This is a genomic window from Bradyrhizobium jicamae (assembly GCF_018130695.1).
Classification (GTDB): Bacteria; Pseudomonadota; Alphaproteobacteria; order Rhizobiales; family Xanthobacteraceae; genus Bradyrhizobium; species Bradyrhizobium jicamae_B.
In genome coordinates this window covers 93,966-119,854 of the sequence record NZ_JAFCJX010000005.1, presented here as the reverse complement: position 1 = coordinate 119,854, position 25,889 = coordinate 93,966, and the positions used below count along the sequence as shown (strand labels likewise).

General features: G+C 64.8%; 11 protein-coding genes and 1 pseudogene. 4 read left to right on the top strand and 8 right to left on the bottom strand.

From position 1 onward, the window contains the following. The first annotated feature begins 89 nt into the window (after positions 1-89). Positions 90-2,705 (top strand): DNA ligase D, encoded by a 2,616-nt coding sequence (ligD, locus tag JQ604_RS08845; RefSeq protein ID WP_212355521.1) that lies wholly within the window; start codon positions 90-92, stop codon positions 2,703-2,705. A 129-nt stretch (positions 2,706-2,834) separates the two neighbouring features. Here the strand turns inward: ligD and JQ604_RS08840 are convergent, their stop codons facing one another. Then, positions 2,835-2,999 carry a DUF3309 family protein gene (locus tag JQ604_RS08840; protein WP_082190472.1) on the bottom strand — a complete coding sequence of 55 codons (165 nt, stop codon included), beginning with the start codon at positions 2,997-2,999 and terminating at the stop codon, positions 2,835-2,837. A 166-nt stretch (positions 3,000-3,165) separates the two neighbouring features. Here JQ604_RS08840 and JQ604_RS08835 point away from each other — a divergent pair. Next, a pseudogene (locus JQ604_RS08835) lies at positions 3,166-3,476 on the top strand (polyhydroxyalkanoic acid system family protein). A 177-nt stretch (positions 3,477-3,653) separates the two neighbouring features. Here the strand turns inward: JQ604_RS08835 and treY are convergent. From treY to JQ604_RS08805, 6 genes are read right to left on the bottom strand one after another with little or no spacing between them, the layout of a single operon-like run. Next, on the bottom strand, positions 3,654-6,443 hold the full coding sequence (treY, locus tag JQ604_RS08830; RefSeq protein ID WP_212355519.1) for a malto-oligosyltrehalose synthase: 2,790 nt from the start codon (positions 6,441-6,443) through the stop codon (positions 3,654-3,656). 4 nt (positions 6,444-6,447) lie between these two features. Beyond that, positions 6,448-8,202: a malto-oligosyltrehalose trehalohydrolase gene (gene treZ / locus JQ604_RS08825; RefSeq protein ID WP_212355517.1), complete on the bottom strand. Its 1,755-nt coding sequence runs from the start codon at positions 8,200-8,202 to the stop codon at positions 6,448-6,450. Beyond that, positions 8,199-10,271, bottom strand: coding sequence for a glycogen debranching protein GlgX (gene glgX / locus JQ604_RS08820; protein ID WP_212355515.1), 2,073 nt, complete (start codon positions 10,269-10,271; stop codon positions 8,199-8,201). Before glgX ends, treZ begins: the two co-directional genes overlap by 4 nt. A gap of 3 nt (positions 10,272-10,274) precedes the next feature. Then, positions 10,275-12,422: a 1,4-alpha-glucan branching protein GlgB gene (gene glgB, locus JQ604_RS08815; RefSeq protein ID WP_212355513.1), complete on the bottom strand. Its 2,148-nt coding sequence runs from the start codon at positions 12,420-12,422 to the stop codon at positions 10,275-10,277. Continuing rightward, complete coding sequence (gene treS, locus JQ604_RS08810; protein WP_212355511.1) at positions 12,419-15,724, bottom strand: maltose alpha-D-glucosyltransferase; 3,306 nt, start codon at positions 15,722-15,724, stop codon at positions 12,419-12,421. The genes glgB and treS overlap by 4 nt, the downstream gene beginning before the upstream one ends. Positions 15,725-15,734: 10 nt before the next feature. Beyond that, positions 15,735-17,678: an alpha-1,4-glucan--maltose-1-phosphate maltosyltransferase gene (locus JQ604_RS08805; protein WP_349631081.1), complete on the bottom strand. Its 1,944-nt coding sequence runs from the start codon at positions 17,676-17,678 to the stop codon at positions 15,735-15,737. Between the two features lie 213 nt (positions 17,679-17,891). Between JQ604_RS08805 and malQ the strand changes: the two genes are divergently transcribed. Next, positions 17,892-19,841 (top strand): 4-alpha-glucanotransferase, encoded by a 1,950-nt coding sequence (gene malQ / locus JQ604_RS08800; RefSeq protein ID WP_212355499.1) that lies wholly within the window; start codon positions 17,892-17,894, stop codon positions 19,839-19,841. 22 nt (positions 19,842-19,863) lie between these two features. Next, entirely contained in the window at positions 19,864-21,672 is a 1,809-nt protein-coding gene (locus JQ604_RS08795; RefSeq protein ID WP_212355497.1) for a glycoside hydrolase family 15 protein, read from the top strand. A 114-nt stretch (positions 21,673-21,786) separates the two neighbouring features. Here JQ604_RS08795 and JQ604_RS08790 read toward each other — a convergent pair whose 3' ends face one another. Then, positions 21,787-25,887 (bottom strand): beta strand repeat-containing protein, encoded by a 4,101-nt coding sequence (locus tag JQ604_RS08790; RefSeq protein WP_212355495.1) that lies wholly within the window; start codon positions 25,885-25,887, stop codon positions 21,787-21,789. Positions 25,888-25,889: the final 2 nt, after the last annotated feature.

Here is a 25,889-nt window from a genome sequence, read left to right as displayed (position 1 = left end):
TTGAGTTTGGAACTTGAACGGATACGGTGGGTTTTGGTTCCTGATGGCCGCGTCTCGCGGCCGGTTTTGCATGCGTTTGAGGCCTGCACGTGCCGCTGAGAAACCTGTCGACATATCGCAAGAAGCGCGATTTCGAGAAGACCGACGAGCCCTCCGGCGACGTCAAGGTCGCGCCTGCCACGCATCGGCGTTTCGTGATCCAGAAGCACGATGCGACGCGTCTGCATTACGATTTCCGGCTCGAGTTCGACGGCGTCTTCAAGTCCTGGGCGGTGACGCGCGGGCCTTCGCTCGATCCGCATGACAAGCGGCTCGCCGTCGAGGTCGAGGACCATCCGCTCGACTATGGCGACTTCGAAGGCACGATCCCGGACGACCAATATGGCGGCGGCACGGTGCAACTGTGGGACCGCGGCTATTGGGAGTGCGACGATCCCGAGCGAGGCTTCAGGAAAGGCGATCTGAAGTTTACGCTTGAAGGCCAGAAGCTGCATGGCAGCTGGGTGCTGGTGCGGATGAAGGGCGATCGCTACGGCGGCAAGCGCACCAACTGGCTGCTGATCAAGCACCGCGACGAATATGCGACCAACGGTAACGGTGAGGACGTCCTCGCAGAGGATCGCTCGGTTGCCTCCGGCCGATCGATGGCAGAGATCGCGGCCGGCAAGGGCAAGGCCCCAAAGCCGTTCATGCTGACGAAGAGCAACGGCAAGCCGAAGGCTGACGCCGTCTGGCACTCCAATCGCGGCGAAGCGGCTGAGGCGCGCGCCCGGACCAAGGCGGCGCCGCCCAAGGCGCGGCTGACGGCCAAGCCGAAGACTGTTTCGGTGATGCCGGAATTCGTGACGCCGCAGCTCTGTGCCGCCGTCGATGCGCCGCCAAACGGAGATGCCTGGTGCCATGAGATCAAGTTCGACGGTTATCGCATGCAGCTGCGCATTGAGGATGGTGAAGCGATTTTGAAGACGCGGAAAGGCCTCGACTGGACCGACAAGTTCGTTGCGATTGCCAAAGAGGGCGCCAGGCTGCCGGACGCGCTGATCGATGGTGAGATCGTCGCGCTCGACAGGAATGGCACGCCTCACTTTTCGACGCTGCAGGCAGCGCTCGCCGACGGCAAGACCGATCGTCTGATCTTCTACGCGTTCGACCTGCTGTTTGCCGGCAAGCAAGACCTGCGTCCGCTGCCATTGCGCGAGCGCAAGGCGCGTTTGAAGCAATTGCTCGACACGCGCAAGACCAAGGGGAAGCAGATCAAATATGTCGAGCATTTCGAAGATGACGGCGAGATCGTGCTGGAATCGGCGCGAAAGTTGGCGCTGGAGGGCATCGTCTCGAAAAGGCTCGATGGTGCCTATCGCTCCGGTCGGTCAGATGACTGGACGAAGGCAAAGATCCGTGGCGGCCACGAGGTCGTGCTCGGCGGCTGGAAGACGAACAACGGCAAATTCCGCTCGCTGATGGCCGGCGTCTATCGCGGCGATCATCTCGCGTTTGTCGGCATCGTCGGCACCGGCTTCGGCGCCGACACGGTCCGCCGCATCATGCCGGCGCTGAAGGCGTCGGCGTCGGACAAGAGCCCGTTCGGCGGCGAGAATGCGCCGAAGAAGACGCGGGACGTGCATTGGTTGAAGCCGGAGCTCGTCGCCGAGATCGAGTTTGGTGGCTGGACCGAAGCCAAGAATATCCGGCAGGCCGCCTTCAAGGGCTTGCGGCAGGACAAGCCGGCGCACGAGGTGGAAGCGGAGAAGCCGGCGATGGTCAAGGTGGTGAAGCCGATGGCGAAAGCCGGGACGAAGAAGGGCGCCGAAGTGATGGGCGTCGTGATCTCCCATCCGGACAAGGCGCTGTGGCCCGATGGCGGTGACGGCGAGGCCGTGACCAAGCTCGACCTCGCGCGCTATTTCGAGGCGGTCGGCGAGTGGATGATCGGTTATCTCAAGGGCCGGCCATGCTCGATCGTGCGCGCGCCCGACGGCATCACAAGCGAGACCTTTTTCCAGCGCCACGCCATGACCGGCACCTCGAAGCTGCTCAAGCTCGCGAAGGTCTCGGGCGATCGCAAGCCGTATCTGCAGATCGATCAGGTCGAGGGTCTGGCGGCGGTCGCGCAATCCGGCGGCGTCGAGCTGCATCCCTGGAACTGCGCGCCCGACGCTTACGACACGCCGGGACGGCTGGTGTTCGACCTCGATCCCGCGCCCGACGTCGACTTTGCCGATGTGATCGAGGCCGCCAAGGACATGCGCCAGCGGCTGACGGCGGTCGGGCTGGAAAGCTTCTGCAAGACCACCGGCGGCAAGGGCCTGCACGTGGTGACGCCGCTGCTGCACGGCGCGAAAGACAAGGTGACGTGGAAGGAGGCAAAAGCCTTCGCGCAGGCGATCTGTCAGTGGATGGAACGAGACGATCCCGAGCGCTACCTGATCAACATGTCCAAGGCCAAGCGCAAGGGAAAGATCTTTCTCGACTATCTCCGCAATGACCGGCTCTCGACGGCGGTCGCGGTGCTGTCGCCACGCGCGCGTGCGGGCGCGACGGTGTCGATGCCGCTGACCTGGGCGCAGCTGCGCGCGGGTCTCGATCCGAAGGCATACACGGTGCGAACCGTGCCGGCGCTGCTTAAGAAGACGAAGGCGTGGGATGGCTATGAGGATGCGGCCGCGTCGATCAAGAGCGCGATGAAGAAGCTGGCGGGGAAGTGAAGTGTCATGCCCGCGAAAGAAGACGCGTAGGGTGGGCAAAGCGCAGCGTGCCCACCATTCTTGCTGTGCTCGTGAAGGTGGGCACGGCGCTTCGCGCCTTTGCCCACCCTACGCAGCTACAACTGGCTGTTACAGCCTGCCCATCAACAGCAGGATCAGCAGGATCACGATGACGAGGCCAAGGCCGCCGCCGCCGTAATAGCCGGTGCCGTAAAACGGTCCGCCGCCGATGCCGCTGAAGCCGCCGAGCAGCGCGATGACCAGAATAATGAGAATGATGGTACCGATTGACATGTGAAGTCTCCTCAGCCCGCGGGCCTGTTTGATCTCTGCCCTTTTTGCGCGGGGGAAACCTTTCGTGGTTGTGAAAGTTCCGATTTCTGGGGTGCGATAATCGCCCTTGCCCTTCCTTTTGTGAGGAACGGAATTACATCGAGCGGACCAGTTGAGGAGGTCTGCAATGTCCGCGCCGCTCATCGTTTCGATTCCGCACAGCCTCGGCCGCGAGGAGGCGATGCGTCGCCTGAAGACGGCCTCACCCGCGCCGCGACCAGCGTCCCGATGCTAAGCGTCGACGAAGAGCGCTGGGACAACAACCGCATGACCTTTCGCGTCCGTGCGCTCGGGCAGGTTGCCGCGGGCCATCTCGATGTCGAGGAGACCAGTGTGCGGCTGGAGGTGACATTGCCCTGGCTGTTGCAGCGCTTTGCCGAAGCCGCGCAGATCGCGATCCAGAAGCGCGGGCAACTGCTGCTGACGAAGAAGAGCTGACGATCGTTGCTGCCATGCAGCAACGAAAATAATTGACGATGCAATCAGTCGTCAGCCTCCCGGTAACGAATTTGCCGGACCATCGGTGCAAGCGCGGGAAGAGGGAACCGACCTTCGTCGTCGGCACAACATCCGCCAGGCCGTCCGGCCGTCGATCCCGGACGGCCTTCCGCGTTTTTACGAAGTGCTCATGGCGCGTGCGCGCTTCGCCGGTGGTCTGGCGGGGCGGGTCACGTTTGCCTTCAGAACGGCAACAGGCAGCCGTTTGAACAGGGTGGCGAGTTGCAGTCCGCCGGTGCGGCCCTCGATCTTGTAGCCTTTGATATCGACTTCGCCTTCAAACGCCTCCGCATGCGGCCAGGCACGTCCCGCCTGGGTGAACGGCGCGAAGGCCCTTGTTGCGGCGACGATGATGGCATCGCGGCCGTGCCGGCGTGCAAAGGCAATGACGTGATCGCGATGCGGGCCGCTGATCTCGAGCGGCTGATAATCGCCGTCCGTGAAGACGGCGGCCAGTTCGTTTCTCAACCGCAGCAGATACCGCGTCCATGCGAGCTTCACATGGCCATCCTGCCAGTTGCGCGTCAGCTCCGCCCAATCCGGATTGTCCGGCGCGGCAAGGGCGGACGCACGCGCAGCGAAATCCACCGGCCGGCGATTGTCGGGATCGACCAGGGAGAAATCCCAGAACTCGGTGCCCTGGTAGATATCGGGCACGCCGGGCAGCGTCATCTTCAGCGTGAGCTGGCTCAGCGAGTTCAACGCGCCGAGCAGCGACAGACGCCTGGCCATCGTTCCCAGCATGTCGAGGAACTCCGCGGAAATGCCGCGATCCAGGATCTGCGCGACAAAGGTCTTCACTCCGCTCTCGTAAGCCTCATGCGGATTGAGCCAGCTGGTCTCCTGCTTGCCCTCGCGCGCGGCTTTCAGCGCGAACGCCTGCATCCGTTCGACGAAGGCGGGATCATCAGGCTCCCAGGCGCCGAGCAGGGCCTGATAGAGCATGTATTCGAAGGTCGCCGAGGGCGCGCGCATCTCGCCGTCCACGGTCAGATGCGGCGCGTTCAGCACTTTCCAGCGCGCCACCGCGCTGGTCCATTCGCCGGGGATTTCGGCCAGCGCCATGATGCGCGTGCGGGCATCCTCACCGCGCTTGGTGTCGTGGGTTGCGGTCGCCGTCATGCCGTGCGGCCAGTCCTTGGCGCGGCTCCGCATCAGCGCGTGGAAACGATCGATGGGAATTGCCTGCGCGGCCGGATCGCCGCCGACCTCATTCAGGGCAAGCAGGCGGTAATAACGATAGAAGCTGGTATCCTCCAGCGACTTTGCCATCATCGGCCCGGTGAATTGCTGGACCTTCAGCGCAAAGCGGCGCACCCGCGGCGCGCTGTGCGGCGGACGGCCGGGCTTGATCAGGTCCATGGTCAGCGCGTCGCGCAGGAAATCGAAGATGCCGTCGTCGGCAGCGAACCAATCGGCACGGGCGCGCTTGATTGTCTCGTTGATGATGGTGCGATCATGTGCAGTCGGGCCTGACGCGGTCAGGTAGGTGCGGTAGACCGGGAAGTGGAGCACATAGAGCTCGAGCGCCTGCCGCAAGCTGTCGGCGGAGAAATCGCGACTCGAATAATGACCGCTCGCGATCCGCGCTAATAGCCGCGCCAACACAGTGAATTCGCTTGTCAGCAGCGTCTCCAGCACGCGCCGCTTGGCCGCCCGCAATACCGGTTCGAGTTTTGGCGGCTGGTTGCTGATCTGCCGCCAGATCTCATTGAGGGGGTCGAGCCCATTGCCATCGACCAGCACCTGGCTGATCGTGTTCATCCACTCATAGCCGGTGGTGCCGTGCACGCCGGCGAACCTTGCCAGTCTCTCGTCTTCGCCGAGGATCTTTTCGATCACGATGTAGAACGGCTTTGCGCGTCCGCCCTGGGCCTCGCGGATCAGCCGGCGCAAGCGCTGAAAATATTGCGCGGGATCGCGCAGGCCATCGATGTGATCGAGCCGCAGGCCCTGCAGCTTGCCTTCAGCGATCAGCCGTTTGACCAAGCTGTGGCTGGCCTCGAACGTGTCGAGGTCTTCGACCCGCAAGCCTGCCAGCGTATTGACGTCGAAGAAGCGGCGATAATTGATGTCGCTGGAGGCGAGGCGCCAATGTCCGAGCTTGTAGTGCTGCCGTTCGAGCAGATGATGCAGCGCCAGCGTCTGGCTCGGGCGATCCTCGCCGGCGCGATAGACGGCGAGACCGCGCGTGATGATCTCCGCGCCGCCGGCGATCGCCTTCAGCTCCGCCTTGAAGGCCGGCGCTTCGGTGCGGTTCGGGTGGCGCAAGCCGCGATAGCGCGAGCCGAGCGCGAGCATGGCGTTGCCGGCTGCGCTATGGTTGGCGCCGGCTTCCTTGACGATCGCGCGCAACACCTCGCCATAGCGCTCGGGCGCGATCGGCAGGCGGTGCTCGTAGTACCAGGCCGAAAAGCTGCCCTCCTCGACGTCGTAGCGTAGCTCGATCTCGCCACGCTCCAGCGCCTCTCCGTAGGACGAGCCCAGGATCGGCAGCAGCACGCCGCCGCGGGCGCGATAGGGCAGTTGGTCCCAGTCGATATCGAAGGAGGCCGCGTGAGGCGACGTGGGACCCCATTCCAGCACGTCGAGCCACCAGGGATTGTCGGCGAAATGCACGCCGACATGGTTGGGCACGAAGTCGAGAATCAGGCCGAGATCATTCTGCTTCAGCGCCGCGCTCAGCCGCGCGAAGCCGGCTTCGCCGCCGAGCTCCGGATTGAGTTTGGCGTGATCGACCACGTCGTAGCCGTGGGTCGAGCCCTTGCGCGCCTTCATGAAGGGCGAGGCGTAGACATGGCTGATGCCGAGCGACTTCAGATACGGCACCACGCTGGCGGCGCTATCGAAGTTGAAATCGGCGGTGAGTTGCAGGCGGTATGTTGCGATCGGGATCGCCGGAGGCATTGTCCTATCCGATGTGCCAGCGCACCGCCCAGGCGGGCATCCGGCCGGACAACGCAGGGCCCCAGATCAGGGTTCCCTCGGAACTCGGAACGTCAGCGGTCTCGTCAGCCGACAGATTGGCCGTCAGTCCCAATTTGCGGCCATCGCCCATTGTCCAATGCGCGGTCAGCAGGCCGCCACTGACATGCGCCTCGCCAAACCGCGCCCCGGCCAATCGCGGTGTGATCTCACGGCGACGGATCGCGAGCAGGTCCCGCACCAGCGCCAGCCGCTTGCGGCTCGGCGCGTGCTTGAGGTCGTCCCAATCGAGTATTGCCGATCGCGCGGTCTCTTCAGCGAGCGGATCGGGCACCGCGTCACCATATCTGGCGTAGGCCCAGGCATACTCCTCGCGGCGGCCCTTGCGCACAGCGTCGGCAAGGCCGCCCTTGAAGTCGCAGAAGAACGGGAAGGGTGCCGTTGAGCCCCATTCCTCGCCCATGAACAGCATCGGCGTCATCGGCGCCAGCAACATCACGGCGAGCGCAGCCTCGATCGCCTTGGGATCGGCGATCGATTCAAGGCGGTCGCCGAGCGGGCGGTTGCCGATCTGGTCGTGGTTCTGCAGGAAGTTGATGAAGCAGGTCGGCGACAGCGCGCCGCTGGCTTCACCGCGCCGCTTGCCGCCCCAGAAAGTCGAGACCTCTCCCTGATAGACGTATCCCGATGACATTGCGCGAACGAGATCGTTGCTCGCGGATTGCTGATAGTCGGCGTAGTAGCCCTGATCCTCACCGGTCAGCATCACATGCCAGACGTGGTGATAATCGTCGTTCCACTGCCCACGATATTTGCCGCGCGGCGGATCTTCCGCAGCGTCAAGCAGGCTCGCGCGGTTGTCGCTGTTCTCGAGAACCATATTGATGTGGCGTCCGGTCTCGGCCGCAAGCTTGCCGACGGCCGTGCTCAGTGCATTCAGGAACGGCGGCTCACCGACCTCGATGATGGTGTTGACGGCGTCGAGCCGCAGGCCGTCGAAGCGATAGTCGCGCAGCCAGGACAGCGCATTCTCGATCGCAAAGCTGCGTACCTCCGGCACGCGGTAGTCGATCGCGCTGCCCCACGGCGTGTGGGCGTCGGTGAAGAAATTCGGCGCGTAGCGGCCGAGGTAATTTCCCTCCGGGCCGAAGTGGTTATAGACCACGTCGAGCATCACCATCAGCCCGCGCAGATGCGCCTCGTCGATCAGCGCCTTCAAATCCTCGGGCCGGCCATAGGCGCTGTCGGGCGCATACCAGAGCACGCCGTCATAGCCCCAGTTGCGCTTGCCGGCGAAATCGGCGAGCGGCATCAATTCCAGCGCGGTGATGCCGGCGGCGACGAGATGATCGAGCTTGTCGATGACAGCGCGGTAAGTGCCTTGCGGCGTGAAGGTGCCGACATGGGCTTCGAGGATCACCGCCTCATGCCACGGCCGGCCACGCCAATCCGTCGCCCGCCAGGGATAGGCTATGTGATCGATCACTTCACAGGGACCGAAGACATCGTCGGGCTGGAAGGCGGAGGCCGGATCGGGGACGTCGAGTTCGTCATCGATCCGAAACTTGTAGCGCGCGCCGGCGCGCGCATCCGCAATCTCGGCGCTGTACCAACCCTTGTCGTCGCGAACCATCGGATGCGGCTGGTCGAGCAGGAGATCGACGCGCTTGGCCGCGGGCGCCCAGAGGCGAAAACGCGTGCCGTCCCTGGTGATCTGCGGTCCGAAGGTCGGCGCGGTCATGCCGCGCCTGCAAAAGCCAGCACCGAGCGCGGTGGCGCCTTGGTCTCAACGCCCGAGGTGAAGGCGGGACCGTCCTGCTTGACCTCGGTGGTGTTGAGCACCTGCTGCCAGGTCTTGTAGTCCGGCATCTTCGGCATCGTGAACGCGATCTCCTCGGGGGCGGCATTCAGCACGATAAAGATCGGCGCCTGTCCTTGTTCCATCGGGCCGAGCACGTAGGAGAGAAAGCGTCCCTCCGGGAATTTCCAGTCGGATTCCGTCATCTCGGCTGCCGACGGCGTCAGCCACAGCACGCCATAGCTGCCATCGGTGCGGCGGCCGTCGAGCCAGCGCTGGCAGCGGATCTGGCCGAACTTGCGCCGCAGCTCGGCGAGATGGCTGATGAAGTCGGTGAAGTCGTCGTCAGTGCCGAGATTTTCCCAGCCGACCCAGCCGGTCTCGTTGTCCTGGCAATAGGCGTTGTTGTTGCCGGCTTGCGTGTTGGCGACTTCGTCGCCGGCGAGGATCAGCGGCGTGCCTTGCGCCAGCAGCAGGCAGGCCAGCGCATTCTTGCGCAACTGCCGGCGCAGCGCTGTTATCGCGGGATCGTCGGTCGGTCCTTCAACCCCGCAATTGTTGCTGTGGTTGTCGTTGGAGCCGTCGCGATTGTCCTCGCCATTGGCCTCGTTGTGCTTCTCGTTGTAGGCGAAGAGATCAGCCAGCGTGAAACCGTCATGCACGGTGATGTGGTTGATGCTGGCGCGCGTCGCGCGGTTGTCGTGATGGAACAGGTCGGAGGAGGCGGTCATGCGGCTGGAGATATCGCCGATCAAGCTGCCTTCGCCGCTCCAGTAGCGCCGCATGGCGCTGCGGTAGCGGTCATTCCACTCCGACCATTGTGACGGGAAGCCGCCGACCTGATAGCCGCCCATCCCGAGGTCCCAGGGCTCGGCGATCATCTTGACGGTCGCGAGCACCGGGTCCTGCCGGATCGCGGTGAGGAAGCCGTGGTTGCGATCATAGCCGTTCGGGCCGCGCGCCAGGGTCGTGGCGAGATCGAAGCGGAAGCCGTCGACATGGCAGACCTCGACCCAGTAACGCAGCGAGTCCATCACCATCTGCAGCACGCGCGGATGGCTGACCTTGACCGAGCTGCCGCAGCCGGTGAAGTCGTCGTAGTAGCGCGGGTTCTCGGGCTTCAGCCAGTAATAGGAGGCATTGTCGATGCCGCGGAAGCTGAGCGTCGGGCCCATATGGTTGCCCTCGGCGGTGTGGTTGTAGACGACGTCGAGCAGCACCTCGATGCCGGCATCGTGCAGCCGCGCCACGGTGGTGCGGAACGAATCCAGCGCATTGTCTTGGGCGTAGCGCGCTTCCGGCGCGAAGAAGGCGATGGTGTTGTAGCCCCAGTAATTGGCGAGCTTCTTCTCGACCAGCACGCGATCGTCGATCAGCCCGTGCACCGGCAATAGCTCGATCGTGGTGACGCCGAGCTTCTTGAGATGGTCGATCATCGCCGGCGACGACAACCCGCCATAGGTGCCGCGCAGATTGGGCGGCACGTCATCGCGTTTCTGCGTCAGACCCTTGACGTGCGCCTCATAGATGATGGTGTCTTCCCAGGGGATCTGTGGCCTGATCTCGCGGCGGCCCCAGTTGAAGGTCTCGTCGACCACCACGGCCTTGGGCATGCCGCGCGCATTGTCGCGCCGGTCGAAGGAGAGGTCTTCGCGCGCACTGCCGGTGCGATAGGCGAAATGCGCGTCGCTCCACACCAGCCGCCCGGCCAGCCGCTTGGCATAGGGGTCGAGCAGCAGCTTGTTCGCATTGAAGCGGTGGCCGCGCTCCGGCGCGTAGGGCCCGTACACGCGATAGCCGTAGAGCTGGCCCGGTGAAACGTCGTTGAGATAGCCGTGCCAGACGTCGTCGGTGCGCTCGGGCAATTCGATACGCTCGAGCTCGCGACGGCCCTGGCCGTCGAACAGGCACAATTCCACTTTCTCGGCATTGGCCGAGAACAGCGCGAAGTTCGTGCCTCTGCCGTCCCAGCTCGCGCCGAGACGCGTCGAGGTGCCCCCAGTCAGTCGCATGGATCAGCTTTCGGGTACGAGGAAGATCGCGGCCAGCGGTGGGATGGTGAGACTGAGCTCCGGCTTGGCGCCTTCGGAGGCGCGGACCTCGCCGATATTGCCGACATTGGTGCCGCCGTAATGGGCGGAGTCCGAATTCAGCACCTCGTGCCACTTGCCGCCGAACGGCACCCGGACGCGATAGTTGCGATAGACATTGGGCGAGAAGTTCGCGACGACGAGGCAGCGGGCGCGCTCGCCATGACCCTTGCGCAGCCAGGCAAACACGTTGTTGTTGGCGTCGTCAGTGATCACCCACTCGAATCCGGCATTGTCGCAATCGAGCTCATGCAGCGCGGGTACCGCGCGATAGAGCCGGTTGAGGTCGCGGATCAGCGACTGGATGCCGGCATATTTCTTTTGTTCGAGCAAATGCCAGTCCAGCGACTGGTCGTGATTCCACTCGCGTTCCTGGCCGAACTCGCAGCCCATGAACATCAGCTTCTTGCCGGGGTGGCCGAACATGAAGCTGTAATAGGCGCGCAGGTTTGCAAAGCGCTGCCAGTCGTCGCCGGGCATGCGGCCGAGGATCGAGCGTTTGCCGTGCACGACCTCGTCATGCGACAGCGGCAGGATGAAATTCTCGGAGAAGGCGTAGTGCAGGCCGAACAGGATGTCGCCGTGATGATGCTTGCGGTGAATGGGATCCTTGCCGATATATTTCAGCGTGTCGTGCATCCAGCCCATGTTCCACTTGTAGCCGAAGCCGAGCCCGCCATAGTCGACCGGGCGCGACACCTGCGGCCACGCGGTGGACTCTTCGGCAGCGGTTGTCGCATTCGGGAAGCGCGCGAACAGCTCGGTGTTGAAGCGGCGCAGGAAGGCGATCGCCTCGATGTTCTCGCGGCCGCCATATTTGTTCGGAATCCAGCCGCCGGAGGGGCGGCTGTAATCGAGATAAAGCATGGAAGCGACGGCATCGACGCGCAGGCCGTCGATGCCGTAACGATCGAGCCAGAACAGCGCGTTGGAGACCAGGAAGTTGGTCACTTCCGTGCGCCCGTAATTGTAGATCAGCGTGCCCCAGTCGAGGTGGCGGCCCTGCTGCGGGTTGGCGTGCTCATAGAGCGCGGTGCCGTCGAAATGGCCGAGCCCGTGCGGATCGTCCGGGAAATGCCCGGGCACCCAGTCGAGCAGCACGGCCAGCCCCTCGCGATGGCAGGCGTCGATCAGCGTGGCAAAGTCCAGCGGCGTGCCGAAGCGGCTGGTCGGCGCGAACATGCCGGTCGGCTGATAGCCCCAGGAGCCGTCGAACGGATGCTCGCTGACGGGCAGGAATTCGATGTGGGTAAAGCCCATGTCGCGGGCATAGGCGGGCAGCTGCTCGGCGAGCTCGCGATAGGTCAGCCATTCATTGTGGCCCTTGCGCCGCCACGAGCCGAGATGGACCTCATAGATCGACATCGGCGAGCCCAGCGCGTTGATGCGCTCGGGCGCTGCTTGCGGATGCGGGATCTTGCTCTGGTCGAACACGATCGAGGCGCTCTTCGGCCGGATCTCCGCCGCGAACGCCACCGGGTCCGACTTCTGCGGCAGATGGTGGCCGTTGGGGCCGATGATGTCGAACTTGTAGCGGTCGCCGACGCGGGCGCGCGGGATGAACAGCTCCCAGTAGCCGACGCCACGCACCCGCATCGGATGCCGTCGCGAATTCCAGTAGTTGAAGTCGCCGACCACGCTGACGCGGCGGGCATTCGGCGCCAGCACCACGAAGGCGACGCCCTCGACACCGTCGAGCGTCATCGGATGGGCGCCGAGCTTGTCGTAGACGCGCTGATGGGTGCCTTCGCCGAGCAGATAGAGGTCGAAGTCGCTCAAGACCGGCGGGAAGCGGTAGGGATCGTCGAGATCGACCACGTGGTCGCCGAAGCGGGCGCGGAGCTGGTAGCGCGTCGAGCCGTTCGGCATCGCGCCGGCAAACAGGCCGGAATCGTGGATGCGCTTGAGCTTCGCCGTCTCGCCATGCTCGCCGACCGCCTCGACATTGCTCGCCTCCGGCAGGAAGGCACGCACGACGCGCTTCTCACCCTCGGTGTGGAGGCCGAGATAGTGGAAGGGGTCGGAATGCCGGCCCTCGATGATGGCATAGGCTTCGGCGGGCAGTTTCGTCATGCAACCTCATGCGGCTGTTGCGCCAGGATCCTGAGCAAGCCGGTGAGCGGAATCCGCAGCCAGTCCGGCCGGTTTGCCAACTCATATTCGATCTCATAGAAGGCTTTCTCAAGCAGGAAAAAGCCCAGCATGCGCTCGGCGGCCGCAGGCTCGGCCGGCCACAGCCGCTGGTTAACCATGGTCTCGCGATAGCTGCCGAGGAAGGCCGCCACGGTGCGATCGCGCCAGTCGGCGAGCGCCAGCGCAAACTTGCCCTGATCGTCCGGGCCGAGCTTCAGCGCGCGGTCGAGAGCTGCCGTGGCGGCATAATCGATCGAGCGGACCAGGCCGGCGACGTCGCGCGCGGCAGGTGCCTTGCGGCGGCGCTCGGCGATGGTCCGGCGCGGCTCGCCCTCGAAGTCCACGATGAAGATGTCGTCCTTGACGATCAGCATCTGGCCGAGATTGAAGTCGCCGTGGTGGCGGATGCTGAAGCCGTCGATCTCGCGCGGCAGCAGCGACTTGAGCCGCTCCGGCAGCGTGTCCTGCTGCGCCAGAACCTGCTCGACCAGCGCACGATCGCCGTCCTTCAAACTCTCGCGCCGCTGTTCGAGCTGATCGAACACACGATCGGCGCGGGCCATGATCTCGTCGCTCCAGCGCTGCACGTCCTCGGGCCTCGTCGGCTCGGGTGCGAAGTCGACCAGCTCACGATTGCCGGCGAGCGCGATGTGCAACTCGGCGAGCCGCTTGCCGCCCTGCGACATGAAGTGCAGATAGGACATCCGCTCCTCATGGTCGCCATCCTGTTCGGCGCCGCCGATCAGTCGCAGCCGCTCGACGAAGCGGTCGAGATAGGACGCCGCCACGGTCCAGGCGTCGCCCTGGTTGATGACATAGGCATGGATGATGCCAATGGCGGTGCGCGCCTCGCCTTCGATGAGTTCGGCGGTGCCGAGCAAAGGCGGGGTGTTGGCGTAGCCTGCAACGTCGGTCAGGAAGCGGCCGATCTCGATTTCGGGATTGATGCCGGCTTCGAGCTTGCGGTAGATCTTGATCGCATAATCGTTGTCGACCAGCGCCACGCTGTGGGCCTGATCCTTCTCGATGGTGCGGACACGCTCCGGCGTCCGGATCGCCTTATCGGAGAAGCGGCTGGTCGGCCGGAATTCCAGCCGCAGGCCTTGCTCGCCTTCCTCGACCGTCAACTGCTCTCGCAGATTGCGCAGGAACAGCGAGATGAAGATCTGGTCGGTCGCGACATCCAGCAGCGTGCCTTCGCGCGCGCCCTGGCGGACCGCAGCGAAAGCCCTGGGATTATAGCGCTCGCGATCGAACCGCACCCATTCGATCTGCATCGGCAGCACCCAGCGACTGGTGCTACCGCGCTGCGTGGTCGCGAAGAAAGCGAGCCACGGACGGTTGTCGCCGATATCGCAGAACGGCACGGCGGAGACCACTGCCGGCTGGATCGCGTGCGCCGAGCGTTCCGGATACCACCGCGTGCGCGCCAGATGTCCGGGCAGCACGTCGCGCTCGAACACGCCGCGGGTGCGCGCCAGCGACATCCAGGTCGAATTGAGCGGCACCACCAGCGTCTCGAACTCCGGCACCGCACGCGAAACCACCGGCTCGGACTTGTCGCGCTCCTGCAACTGGAACCAGTAGAAGCCGTACGGTGCCAGCGTGATCATGTAGGGCAGGTCGCCGATCGCGGGAAAACGCGTGCGGCCGAGCATCTCGAGCGGAATGCGATCCTTGAACGCGGAGAGATCGAGCTCGGTCGCCTGCGCCGAGCGCGAGAGGTTGGCGACGCAGAGGATGACCTCGCCCTGGTACTGCCGGACATAGGCCAGCACCGAGCGGTTCTCCGGGCGGATGAACGTCATGGTGCCGCGGCCGAACGCCAGCGTCGACTTGCGCACCGAGATCAGCCGCTTGGTGGCCGACAGCAGCGACGACAGGCTGCGCGACTGCGCCTCCACATTGACGGATTCGTAGCCGTAGACGGGATCCATGATCGTCGGCGCATAGAGCCGCGCCGGGTCGGCGCGCGAAAAGCCGCCATTGCGGTCCGGCGACCACTGCATCGGCGTGCGCACGCCATTGCGGTCGCCGAGATAGATGTTGTCGCCCATGCCGATCTCGTCGCCGTAATAGATGATCGGCGTGCCCGGGAATGACAGCAACAGTGAGTTCATCAGCTCGATCTTGCGCCGGTCATTGTCCATCAGCGGCGCCAGCCGCCGGCGGATGCCGACATTGATGCGCGCGCGCGGATCGTTGGCGTAGGTCGACCACAGATAGTCGCGCTCGACGTCGGTGACCATTTCGAGCGTCAGCTCGTCGTGATTGCGCAGGAACAGCGCCCACTGGCAACTGGCCGGAATGTCCGGCGTCTGCCGCAGGATGTCGGTGATCGGAAAACGGTCCTCCTGCGCGATCGCCATGTAGATCCGCGGCATCAGCGGGAAGTGGTAGGCCATGTGACATTCGTCGCTATGGCCGAAATATTCCTGCACGTCCTCCGGCCATTGATTGGCCTCGGCGAGCAGCACCTTGTTCTTGGCGTAGGCGTCGAGCTCCTGGCGCAGCTTCTTGATGATGGCGTGCGTCTCCGGCAGGTTCTCGTTGTTGGTGCCGTCGCGCTCGCAGAGATAGGGGATGGCGTCGAGCCGGAAGCCGTCGACGCCGGTGTCGAGCCAGCGCTTCATCACCTGCATGATGGCGCTGACCACGCGGGGATTGTCGAAGTTGAGATCCGGCTGATGCGAGAAGAAGCGGTGCCAGTAGAACTGGCCGGCCTCGGGATCCCAGGTCCAGTTCGACTTCTCGGTATCGGTGAAGATGATCCGCGTGCCCTGGTACTTCTGGTCGGTGTCGCTCCAGACATACCAGTTGCGCGCGCTCGAGCCCGGCTGGCTGCGGCGGGCGCGCTTGAACCAGTCGTGCTGGTCCGAGGTGTGGTTGACGACCAGCTCGGTGATGACGCGCAGGCCGCGCTTCTTGGCCTCCTGGATGAAGCGCTTGAAATCCTTCATCGTCCCGAAATCGGGATTGATGTCGCCGTAGTCGGCGATGTCATAGCCGTCGTCGCGGCCGGGCGAGGGATAGAACGGCAACAGCCACAGCGCGGTGACGCCGAGCTCCTGCAGATAGCCGAGCTTCTCCGTCAGCCCCGCAAAGTCGCCGATGCCGTCATTGTTGCTGTCGGCAAAGGCCTTGACGTGGAGCTGGTAGATGATCGCGTCCTTGTACCAGAGCTCGTCGCCGGTTTCGGTGGCAATCAGGTTCTTCGGATCGACTGAAGACATCACGTTCATGGCGCTCTCCTCACGCCACACAGCGCAATAATAGCGCGGGATCGGTGGCGGGGTCGATACGCAGACGGATGCCGCCCCATTCGAGAGCATGACGTTCGCCGGTCGCGAGATTCTCGACCGCGGTGACGGGACGTCGCGCAGGACCGCTGCCGAGCTGGATATCAGCGAGCGGCAGCCAGAATTCGTGCAGGCCCGATGTCAGCGCGATCGCGACAGCGACGATGTTGTCGGCCGCCTGCTTGACGAAGCCGATGATATTGCCGTTCTCGATGCCGAGGAAGCGGAGATGGCTGGTCTGCTGCAGCGCCGGATTGGCGCGCCGGATACGGTTCAGCATCGCGATGTAGGGCTTGATGTTGCCGGGCCTGTCCCAATTCCGGACCTTGATCTGGTATTTCTCCGAATTGGCATATTCCTCGCGGCCGGGGATCGCCCCGTGCTCCAGCAGCTCGAATCCACTGTATATGCCGTAGTTCGAGGACAGGCTCGCCGCCAGCGCAACGCGCGATTTGAACATCCAGGACTCTCCGCTCTGCAGATGGAAGGGCAGGATGTCGGGCGTGTTGACGAAGAAATTTGGCCGCAGGAAGTCACGGGTCGGATAGCTGGTCAATTCACCGAGATAATGTTCGAGCTCGCCGCGCTCCGTGCGCCAGGTGAAGTAGCCGTAGGACTGGCTGAAGCCGAGCTTGGCCAGCCCCTTCATCAGCTTGGGGCGCGCAAAGGCTTCGGCCAGGAAGATCACATCGGAATCGTGACGCTGCACCTCGCGAATCAGCCACTCCCAGAACGGGAGGGGCTTTGTGTGGGGATTGTCGACGCGGAAAATCTTCACGCCCTGTTCGACCCAGAAGAGGACGACATCGCGCAGCGCATTCCAGAGCGCGGCCGTGTCGTCGCCGGTGAAATCGGGACTGACGATATCGCTCCAGGTCTGCGGCGGATGCTCGGCATGGCGCATCGATCCGTCCGGACGGCGCTTGAACCATTGCGGATGCTGCGTCAGCCAAGGATGGTCCGGCGCGCATTGCACGGCGAAATCGAGCGCGACCTCCATGCCGTGGCTCTGGCAGGCGGCGACGAAGGCGCGGAATTCTTCCAAGGTGCCCAGTTGCGGGTGGACGGCGTCATGGCCGCCTTCGGCCGCGCCGATCGCGTAGGGGCTGCCGGGATCGCCGTTCTGCGCGGTCGACGCATTGTTGCGTCCCTTGCGGCCCTGCCGGCCAATGGGGTGGATCGGCGTCAGGCACACCACGTCAAATCCCATCGCGGCGATATCGGGCAGCCGCGCGATGCAGTCGATGAAGGTGCCGTGCTGATCCGGGACCCGCCCCTGGCTGCGCGGAAACATCTGATACCAGGCGCCATGCTGCGCGCGCGGCCGGTCGATCACCAGCGGCAATAGCTGCGAGCGTGACAGGTCGCTGCGAAACTGGCTGTCGGCCATCGCGTCCCGCAAGTCGGAGGCGAGCAGCGGCGCGGCTTCGCCGGTCTGCAGATAGGTCTCGCATTGCTTGATGATCACGGCGGCGGCGTCAGGCCCGCTGGCCTGCGCCCTGGTCAGCAGGCCCGCGCCCTCGATGGCGTCGAGCGCGAGGTCGGCGCCCGCCTTCTGCTTGCCCTCGAAGCGCTTCTGCCAGCTGGCGAATTCGTCGGTCCAGGCCTCGATGGCGTAGACGTAACGACCGGGCAGGTCGGGCGTAAATGTGCCGACCCAGCGGTCGTCGCCATGCAGGGCCATCGGCGCGCGCTGCCAGGCGCCGTCAGGATCGCGCCGCCACACCACGGCCGCAGCGATCACATCGTGGCCGTCGCGATAGATGTCCGCCCAGACATCGATCGGCTCGCCCGCGATGCGCTTGACGGCAAAGCGGCCGCCATCGATCGCCGGATAGACGTCAGCAATATGAAAAGTGCCGCTGGCACTCTCGACAGATCGGGCAGTTTTGTTCACGGTGATGCCGCCACTGAAACGCGAAAGATGTCCCGGCGGCGGGAAGGAGGCGCGCCAGACCCATATAGAAAGCCGCTCGCCGAGCATTGGTTCCGTGAATAGTTCCTCGGGAACGGAGCGCGGGGCTGAGCGTTAGGCATCCATCTATCCCCTTCCTGCGTCTACACAATTTCGCGACGCTCCTGACATCGTCGCGTGCAAACAGCGTGCCGAATGGACCTTTACGCCAAAGCCCGATCCCTGGGAATCCAGACCGAATATATCGACGGCGGCGGTCACCGCCGTGTGACGACGCCGGAGGCGCTGACCACGATCCTGGACGCGCTGCCGCCGCAAACCCCGCGTCATTTTGTCAGCGAGCCGGTGGTGATCCGCACCGGTCAGGCGGCTGCGACCGACTTGCCGGAATCCGCCCGGCTGCCGGTGCGGTGGAAAATCGCCGATGGCGCCTCGGTGCTGGCCGAAGGCGAGGCCCGTGAGCGCCGGATCGCCTGGCCCGGAAATCTGCCCGAGGGCGTGCACCGGCTGCATCTCAGCGATGCGGCTGCGAGCGAAGAGGTGCCACTGCTGGTCGCGCCCCAGCGGGCGTTCGGCGGCGGCTTCGAGCGCTGCTGGCTGATCGCCGTCCAGCTCTATGGCGCGCGCTCGGCGCGCAACTGGGGCATCGGCGATTTCACCGATTTGCAGGCGCTGATGGAATTCGCCCATCAGCTCGGCGCCGACGGCATTGGCCTCAACCCGCTGCACGCGCTGTTCGACGATCGGCCCGGCGACTGCAGCCCGTATTCACCGAACAGCCGGCTGTTCCTCAATGCGCTCTATGTCGACGTCGAAAGAATTCCCGAGTTCAAGATCGGCGCCGGGACGCGCGACAGCCTCGCAAAGCTGCGCGCCAAGGACATCGTCGACTATGTCGGCGTCGCCCATCTGAAATGGCAGGCGCTGCGCGCCGCCTTCGCGGCGTTCAAGGCGAGCCCCGCGCTCGATCGCGTCGCCGATTTCGACAAGTATCGCAGCGAGCAGGGCACCTTGCTGTCGCGCTTCGCCTGTTTCGAGGTGATGCGGCACAAGTTCAGCGCGCCGTGGTGGGAATGGCCTGCCGAATGGCGCGAGCCCAATGATGCGGCCTGCGCGAAGCTGCGCAAGGCGCGCGACACGGCGGCCGAGGTCGAATTCGTGGAATTCGTGCAATGGACCGCGGATCGCCAGCTCGGCGCCTGCCAGGCGCTGGCGCACAAGCTCAACATGCGGGTCGGGCTTTATCTCGATGTCGCCGTCGGCGTGCAGTCGGACGGTTTCGATGCCTGGAATGAGCAGGTCGCGATCTCGCGCCAGCTCGGCGTCGGCGCGCCGCCGGACCCGCTCAACACCGCGGGCCAGGATTGGGGGCTTGCCGGCTTCAACGCGGCTGGTTTGGAGATGCGCTCATTTGCGCCGTTCCGCCAGATGCTGCGTGCCTCGATGCGCCACGCCGGCGCGATCCGGCTCGATCACGTGCTCGGGCTGAAGCGCCTTTATCTCGTGCCGCGCGGCTTCGGTCCGGCCAATGGCGCCTATGTGCAGATGCCGTTCGAGGCGCTGCTGGCCGCAGTGGCGCAGGAAAGCGTGGCCAGCCGCTGCGTCGTGATCGGCGAGGACCTCGGAACCGTGCCGGAAGGATTCCGCGACACCATGGCCGGATGGGGCATCTGGTCCTACCTGGTCATGATGTTCGAGCGCGACGACCAGCGCGCGTTCCGTAACGCCGACTATTACCTCGCCAATGCGCTGGTCACCTTCAACACCCACGACCTGTCGACCTATGCCGGCTGGCGCTCGTTCAGCGATCTCAGGACCAAGCGCGGGCTTGGAATCGATCCCGGCGAGAGTGACCAGGACCGCTGGGATGCGCTTGGCGCGCTCGACGCGATTCTGCGGCAGAACGACATCCACGACCACGATCTCTATTCGGTCGTGAGCTTCCTGGCGCGGACGCCGTCGCGGATGATGGTGGTGTCGATGGAGGATCTGCTCGGCATCGTCGACCAGCCGAACATTCCCGGCACCGTCAACGAGCATCCGAACTGGCGACGGCGGCTGTCGGTGTCGCTGGAGCAGTTGAATTCGGCGATCGATAGCGAAGCGTTGAAGGGGGCAACGCGCGTGCGGTCGCATATGGGGTGATCGAACGCGGAAAGTCGGTGACTTGCCCTCGCGCATTGAAGACTATGGCTTGATCGGCGACTGCGAGACCGCGGCCCTGGTCGGCCGCGACGGCTCGATCGATTGGCTGTGCTGGCCGGCCTTCGATTCCGATGCCTGTTTTGCAGCACTCCTGGGCACGTCGAAGAACGGACGCTGGCTGATCGCACCGGCCGATGACGCCAGCAAGACGTCGCGGCGCTATCGGGGCGACACGCTGATCCTGGAAACGCGGTTTGAGACGGAGAGCGGCGCGGTCGCGCTGATCGACTTCATGCCGCCGCGCGGCAAGGCCTCCGACATTGTGCGTCTGGTGCGCGGCATCAGCGGCCGGGTCAAGATGCGGATGGAGCTCGTGATCCGCTTCGGCTTCGGCATCGACGTGCCCTGGGTCAAGAAGAACGTGGATGGCGACGGGCTGCTCGCGATCTGCGGCCAGGACATGACCGTGCTGCGCACGCCGGTCGAGACCCGCGGCGAGGATCTGACGACGGTTGCGGATTTCGAGGTCGGCGAGGGCGAGACCATACCATTCGTGCTGACCTATGGGCCGTCGCATGTGCCGGTGCCCGAGCCGATCGATCCGGAAGCGGCGCTGAAAGACACCGAAGACTACTGGACCGAATGGTCGGGCCGTAGCACCTATGACGGGGGCCAGCGCCGCGATCTCGTGATGCGCTCGCTGATCACCCTGAAGGCGCTGACCTTCGCACCGACCGGCGGCATCGTCGCGGCGCCGACGACGTCGCTGCCGGAAAAGCTCGGCGGCGCCAGGAACTGGGACTATCGCTTCTGCTGGCTGCGCGACGCCACCTTCACGCTGCTGGCATTGATGAATTCCGGCTACACCGAGGAAGCGACGGCCTGGTACAATTGGCTGCTGCGCGCGGCGGCGGGGGCGCCGGCCAACATGCAGATCATGTACGGCATCTGGGGTCAGCGGCGCCTCTTGGAATGGGAGGCCGGCTGGCTCACCGGGTATGAGGGCGCTCAGCCGGTGCGGGTCGGCAATGCCGCGCATGCGCAGCTGCAGCTCGACGTCTATGGCGAGCTGATCGATGCGATCCACCAGGCGCGCATGGCCGAGCTGAAGCTCGGCGAGGAGAGCTGGGCGCTGGAATACGCCGTGCTCGGCCATCTCGCCGAGGTCTGGGACAAGCCCGACCATGGCATCTGGGAGCGTCGCGGTGACGGCAAGCACTATGTTTCTTCGAAGGTGATGACATGGGTCGCCTTCGATCGCGGGATCAAGAGCGCTGAAAGCTTCGGCTTCAAGGCGCCGCTGGTGAAATGGCGGGTGCTGCGCGATGCCATCCATCGCGACATCTGCGACAAGGGCTTTGACCGTGAGCTCAACAGCTTTGTCGAGAGTTACGGCTCAAAGCTGCTCGACGCCAGCATCTTGATGCTGCCCGCGGTCGGCTTCCTGCCGCCGGACGATCCGCGCGTCCGCGGCACGCTCGCCGCGGTCGAGCAGCATATGATGCGCGACGGCTTTGTGTTGCGGCACGATCCGCGTGAGGTCTCCGACGAGACGCAGCCGATCGAGGGCGCGTTCCTTGCGTGCAGCCTGTGGCTTGCGGATGCCTATGTGCTGGCGGGCGAGATCGACAAGGCGCAAGCGCTGTTCGATCGCGTGGTCGCGGTCGCCAATGATGTCGGGCTGCTCGCCGAGGAATACGACACCGGGGCTCGCCGCCAGACCGGCAACTTCCCGCAGGCGCTGACCCACATCGCGCTGATCAACACGGCGCACAATCTCGACGTTGCCAGGACGGCGGCCGAGAAACCAGCCGTGCAGCGGTCGAAATAGCGCTGATCGCGCGAGCCGGAATTCCTGACACCATTTCAGGCGGGGGGCTGGGGAACGCCCGTGATGGCCTCGCGAGAAGAGGCAGGTGAATGAATTCCGGCCCGCGCTTTCCGGTTACGGATGCAAATCGACCGGCGGATATGGCGTTCCCGCCGGCACCCCGAGGTAAAGGAACTTCAGCCCGAAGTGCTCGACAAAATTCTCGGCGGTCGCGTCCAGCAGGATGTTGCCGTTGTTGTCGAGATGCAGCTCCGGCCGCGTGAAGCCGCCGATCGTGAACGGTGGGATGACGTGGCCGTTTTCGTTGACCGGCAGCCCGCTGAAGGTCTGCGAGACATGGCTGAGGTCGGCGAGATTGCCGGCGAGATCGGCCACCGACGCGCCGTGCGGATTGAAGCCGGTGATCGACAGCGCGGTGGTCGGCGTATCGCCGGCCGCGACCACGTAGTCGAACACCAGCTTGCTCTTGTCGCCGAGCAGCACCGTGGCGGCCGCATCGTACACCGCCGTGCCGCCATCATTCAGCGACAGTGTCGGCGTGCCGCCGGCCAGATCGACGGCCTCGTCGAAATCGAGGGTGAACTTGATCAGCGCGCCGGCGGTCTGATTTCCGTTCGTCGGCGACGCCACGATGCTATCGAGATGTGGCGCAAGCGTATCGATGTTCAGCGTGCCCGCAGGATTGGTCACCGCGCCAGCGAGATTGGCATCGTTGCCGGCCGCATCCTTGACGGTCGCGCCATTGAGGCTGGAGCCGGTGACGGCGAGGTCGGCCGTGTTCTCGCCCGCGCCCACCATGTATTGGTAGATCAGGGTATCGGTGCCGCTGCCGCTGACGTAATGCGCGATGCCGCCATCATTCAGCGCCAGTGTGGGGACGCCGCCATTGACCGTGACGGCCTCATCGAGGTGCACGGCCAGCGAGATCAGCGAGCCCGCGCCCTTGTGGCCGTCGGCGGGCGTCGCCGCGACGTCCGTGACATGCGGGTTGATCGTGTCGATCTGCAGGGTTCCGGCGGGATTGACCAGCGCGCCGCTGAGATCGGCATCCTTGTTGAAGGGATCCTTCATCGTGCCGCCGTTCAGGTCGGCGCCGATAATGGTGAGGTCGGCGGTGTTCTCGCCGGCCGCGACCGTGTACTGATAGGTCAGCGTGTTGCTGCCGCTACCGCTCACGAAGGTCGCAATGCCGCCGTCGTTGAGCAGAAGGCGCGGCTGGCCGGTGACGGTGACGGTCTCGTCGAAGGTGACCGTGAACGTCACGACATGGCCGGCATTGAGATCGCCGGAGCCGGCCGTGATCCCGGTCCCTGATGTCGTGACCGAGGTGACGCCGGCGCCGCCCAGGATGAAATCGTCATCGCTGAGATCGGTCTTGGTGACGTTCTGCAGCGTCAGCGTGTTGCCGCCGCCGAAATCGATCACGGTGTCGGCGCCGACCTGGGTCGCGCGCGCAAGCACGGCGGTGAGGTCGTGGATGCCCGCGCTGGCAAACGCGGTGAGGCTGATCTTGTCCGGCGTGCCGGCGCCTGCGACGAAATCGGTGATGACATCGGCGCCGCCGCCGGTCTTGTAGACATAGGTGTCGTCGTCATTGCCGAGCGTCACCTGGTCGGCGCCGCCGCTGCCGGTGATCACGTCGTTGCCGTCGCCGCCGTTGATGACGAGCTTGATCTGGCCCGCGCCGAGCCCGGATGCGTCGATGATGTCGGCGCCTGCGAGGCCGTTGATGAACAGGGAGTCGTTGGCGGCTTCCTGCCCAAAGATCGAGACATCGGCATGCAACCCGTCAACGAGGATGTTGCCGCCACTTTGGGTCACCGTGATGTGATCGACGCCGGTGGTGGCGTTGACCGTCACGGTATCGGCCGCGCCGTCGCCGGTGCCGCTGTTTGGAGTGGCCGAGAGATCGATCGCGACCTTGGTGGTATTGGTGCCGGCGAGATCGTTGACCGTGATCCGATCGGCGCCGCCCCGCGCGGTGAAGTTGATGTTCTCGACGCCGTTGAGGTCCATCGTGATGCTGGCGACATCGCGGGTGAACAGGACGCGGCTGCCATTGGCCGAGATATTGATATTCTCGGCGATGTTGGCGCCGTTGAAGTCGAGTGTATCGGTGCCGGCCTGGCCCTCGACGATGTCGCTGCCATCGCCGGGATTCCAGATGAAGGTATCGTCGCCGCCGCCGAGCAGGGCGGTATCGTTGCCCTGTCCGCCCGTGACGATATCACCGCCGGCGCTGCCGACGATGAGGTCGTCGCCCGCGCCGCCATTGATCGCGAGTGCGATCGCACCGACCGCGATGCCGGACGCATTGATCACGTCGGCGCCGCCAAGCCCATTGACCGTCAGCACGTCGGTGGCGTCCTGGCCGTGAACCAGGACTTCAGCGGAGACGCCGTCGACCAGGATGTCGTTGCCGCTCTGGCTGAGGGCGATGGTATCGTCCGAATTGGTGGCGTTGACCACGACCGTATCGAGCGCGCCGTCCGGGCTGCCATTGGAGCCGGTGAGGTCGATCGCGACCTGCTGGGTACCGGTCCCGGAGAGGTCGTTGACCGAGATCGTGTCGGCGCCGCCGAGCGCGTGAAAGTTGATCTTCTCCACGCTGTTGAGGTCCATCGTGATGTTGGCGACGTCGCGGCTGAATCGCACCCGGCTGCCATTGGCCGAAATGTCGATTTGCTCGGCAATATTGGCGCCGTTGAACTGCAGCGTGTCGGTGCCGCCCTGGCCTTCGACCGTGTCGCTGCCGTCGCCGGGATTCCAGATGAAGGTATCATCATCGGCGCCCAGCAATGCGACGTCGTCGCCGCGACCGCCGGTGACGATGTCATTGCCATCGCCGCCAAGGATGGTGTCAGCGCCCGCGCTGCCGATCACAGTATCGTTTCCGGCGCCGGCATCGATGGTCAGGCGCAACTGCCCCGCCGGCAGGGCGGCCGCATTGATGGTGTCATTTCCGCCGAACGCGTTGATGACCAGCGTGTCGTTGGCGCCTTCCTGACCGGTGATGGTGACGTCGGCGGCCAGGCCGCTGACGACAACGTTGGCGCCGCTTTGCGCCACGGTGATCTGATTGGCATTGCCGGTGCCTTCGACCGTAATTGTGTCCGCTGCCCCGTCGCCGCCGCCACCACTGGCCTGCAGGTCGATGAAGACGTGCTTGGCGTCGGTGCCGGTCAGGTCGTGCACCGTGACATTGTCGGCGCCGCCGAGCGCCTTGAAATTGATGTTCTCGACGCCGTTGAGGTCCATCGTGACGTTGGCGACGTCGCGGGTGAAGCGCACGCGCGAGCCGTTGGCCGCGATGTCGATCCGCTCGGCGATGTTGGCGCCGTTGAATTGCAGCGTGTCGTTGCCGGCCTGGCCCTCGACGATGTCGCTGCCGTCGCCGGGGTTCCAGATGAAGGTGTCGGCGCCGTCGCCGAGCAGCGCGGTGTCATTGCCGCGGCCGCCGGCGACGATGTCGTTGCCGGCGCCACCCAGCAGCAGGTCGGCGCCGTCACCGCCGGTAATGGTGTCGTTGCCGTCGCCGCCGTCGAGGGTGAGCGAGATCAGCGCGCCGAGGCCATTGCCTGCGGTGATGACGTCGTCGCCGCCGCCGGCATGGAGCACCAGGTTTTCGGTGGTGCCGATATCAAGGCTGAACGGGGCCGGGCTGACGCGATCGAACCGGACGCGCGTGCCGTTGGCGGTGATTGTGAAGACTTCGGCACCGTTGCCGCCGTTGATCTGCGCCGTGTCGCTGCCGTCGCCGCCCTCGAACAGGTCGGTGCCGTCGCCGGGATTCCAGATCATCAGATCGTTGCCGGCCTCGCCGAACACCTGGTCGTCGCCGGCGCCGCCGATCAGCGTGTCGCTGCCGTCGCCACCGAACAGGAGATCGTTGCCGCCCTTGCCCAGCAGCGTGTCGTTGCCGGCCTGGCCGAACAGCTGATCGTTGCCCGAGCCGCCGGTCAGCGCATCGTCGCCGGTGCCGCCGAACAGCAGCGCGGGCGGCAGCGCGCCGTTGCTCTCGTCGATCGCGATGGTGTCGTTGCCGGCCTGGCCGAAGGCCTGAATCTGGCTGGTATTCGCCACCGTGGAGAAGCTGCCGAGGCCGCCATTGACCAGAATATTCCCCGGCGCGTTGCGGCTCACCGTGATGCCGTTGTCGGCGGCATCGCCGAAGATGCTGAGTATTCCGGCGGCGAAACTGGTCGTGACGGCCATGA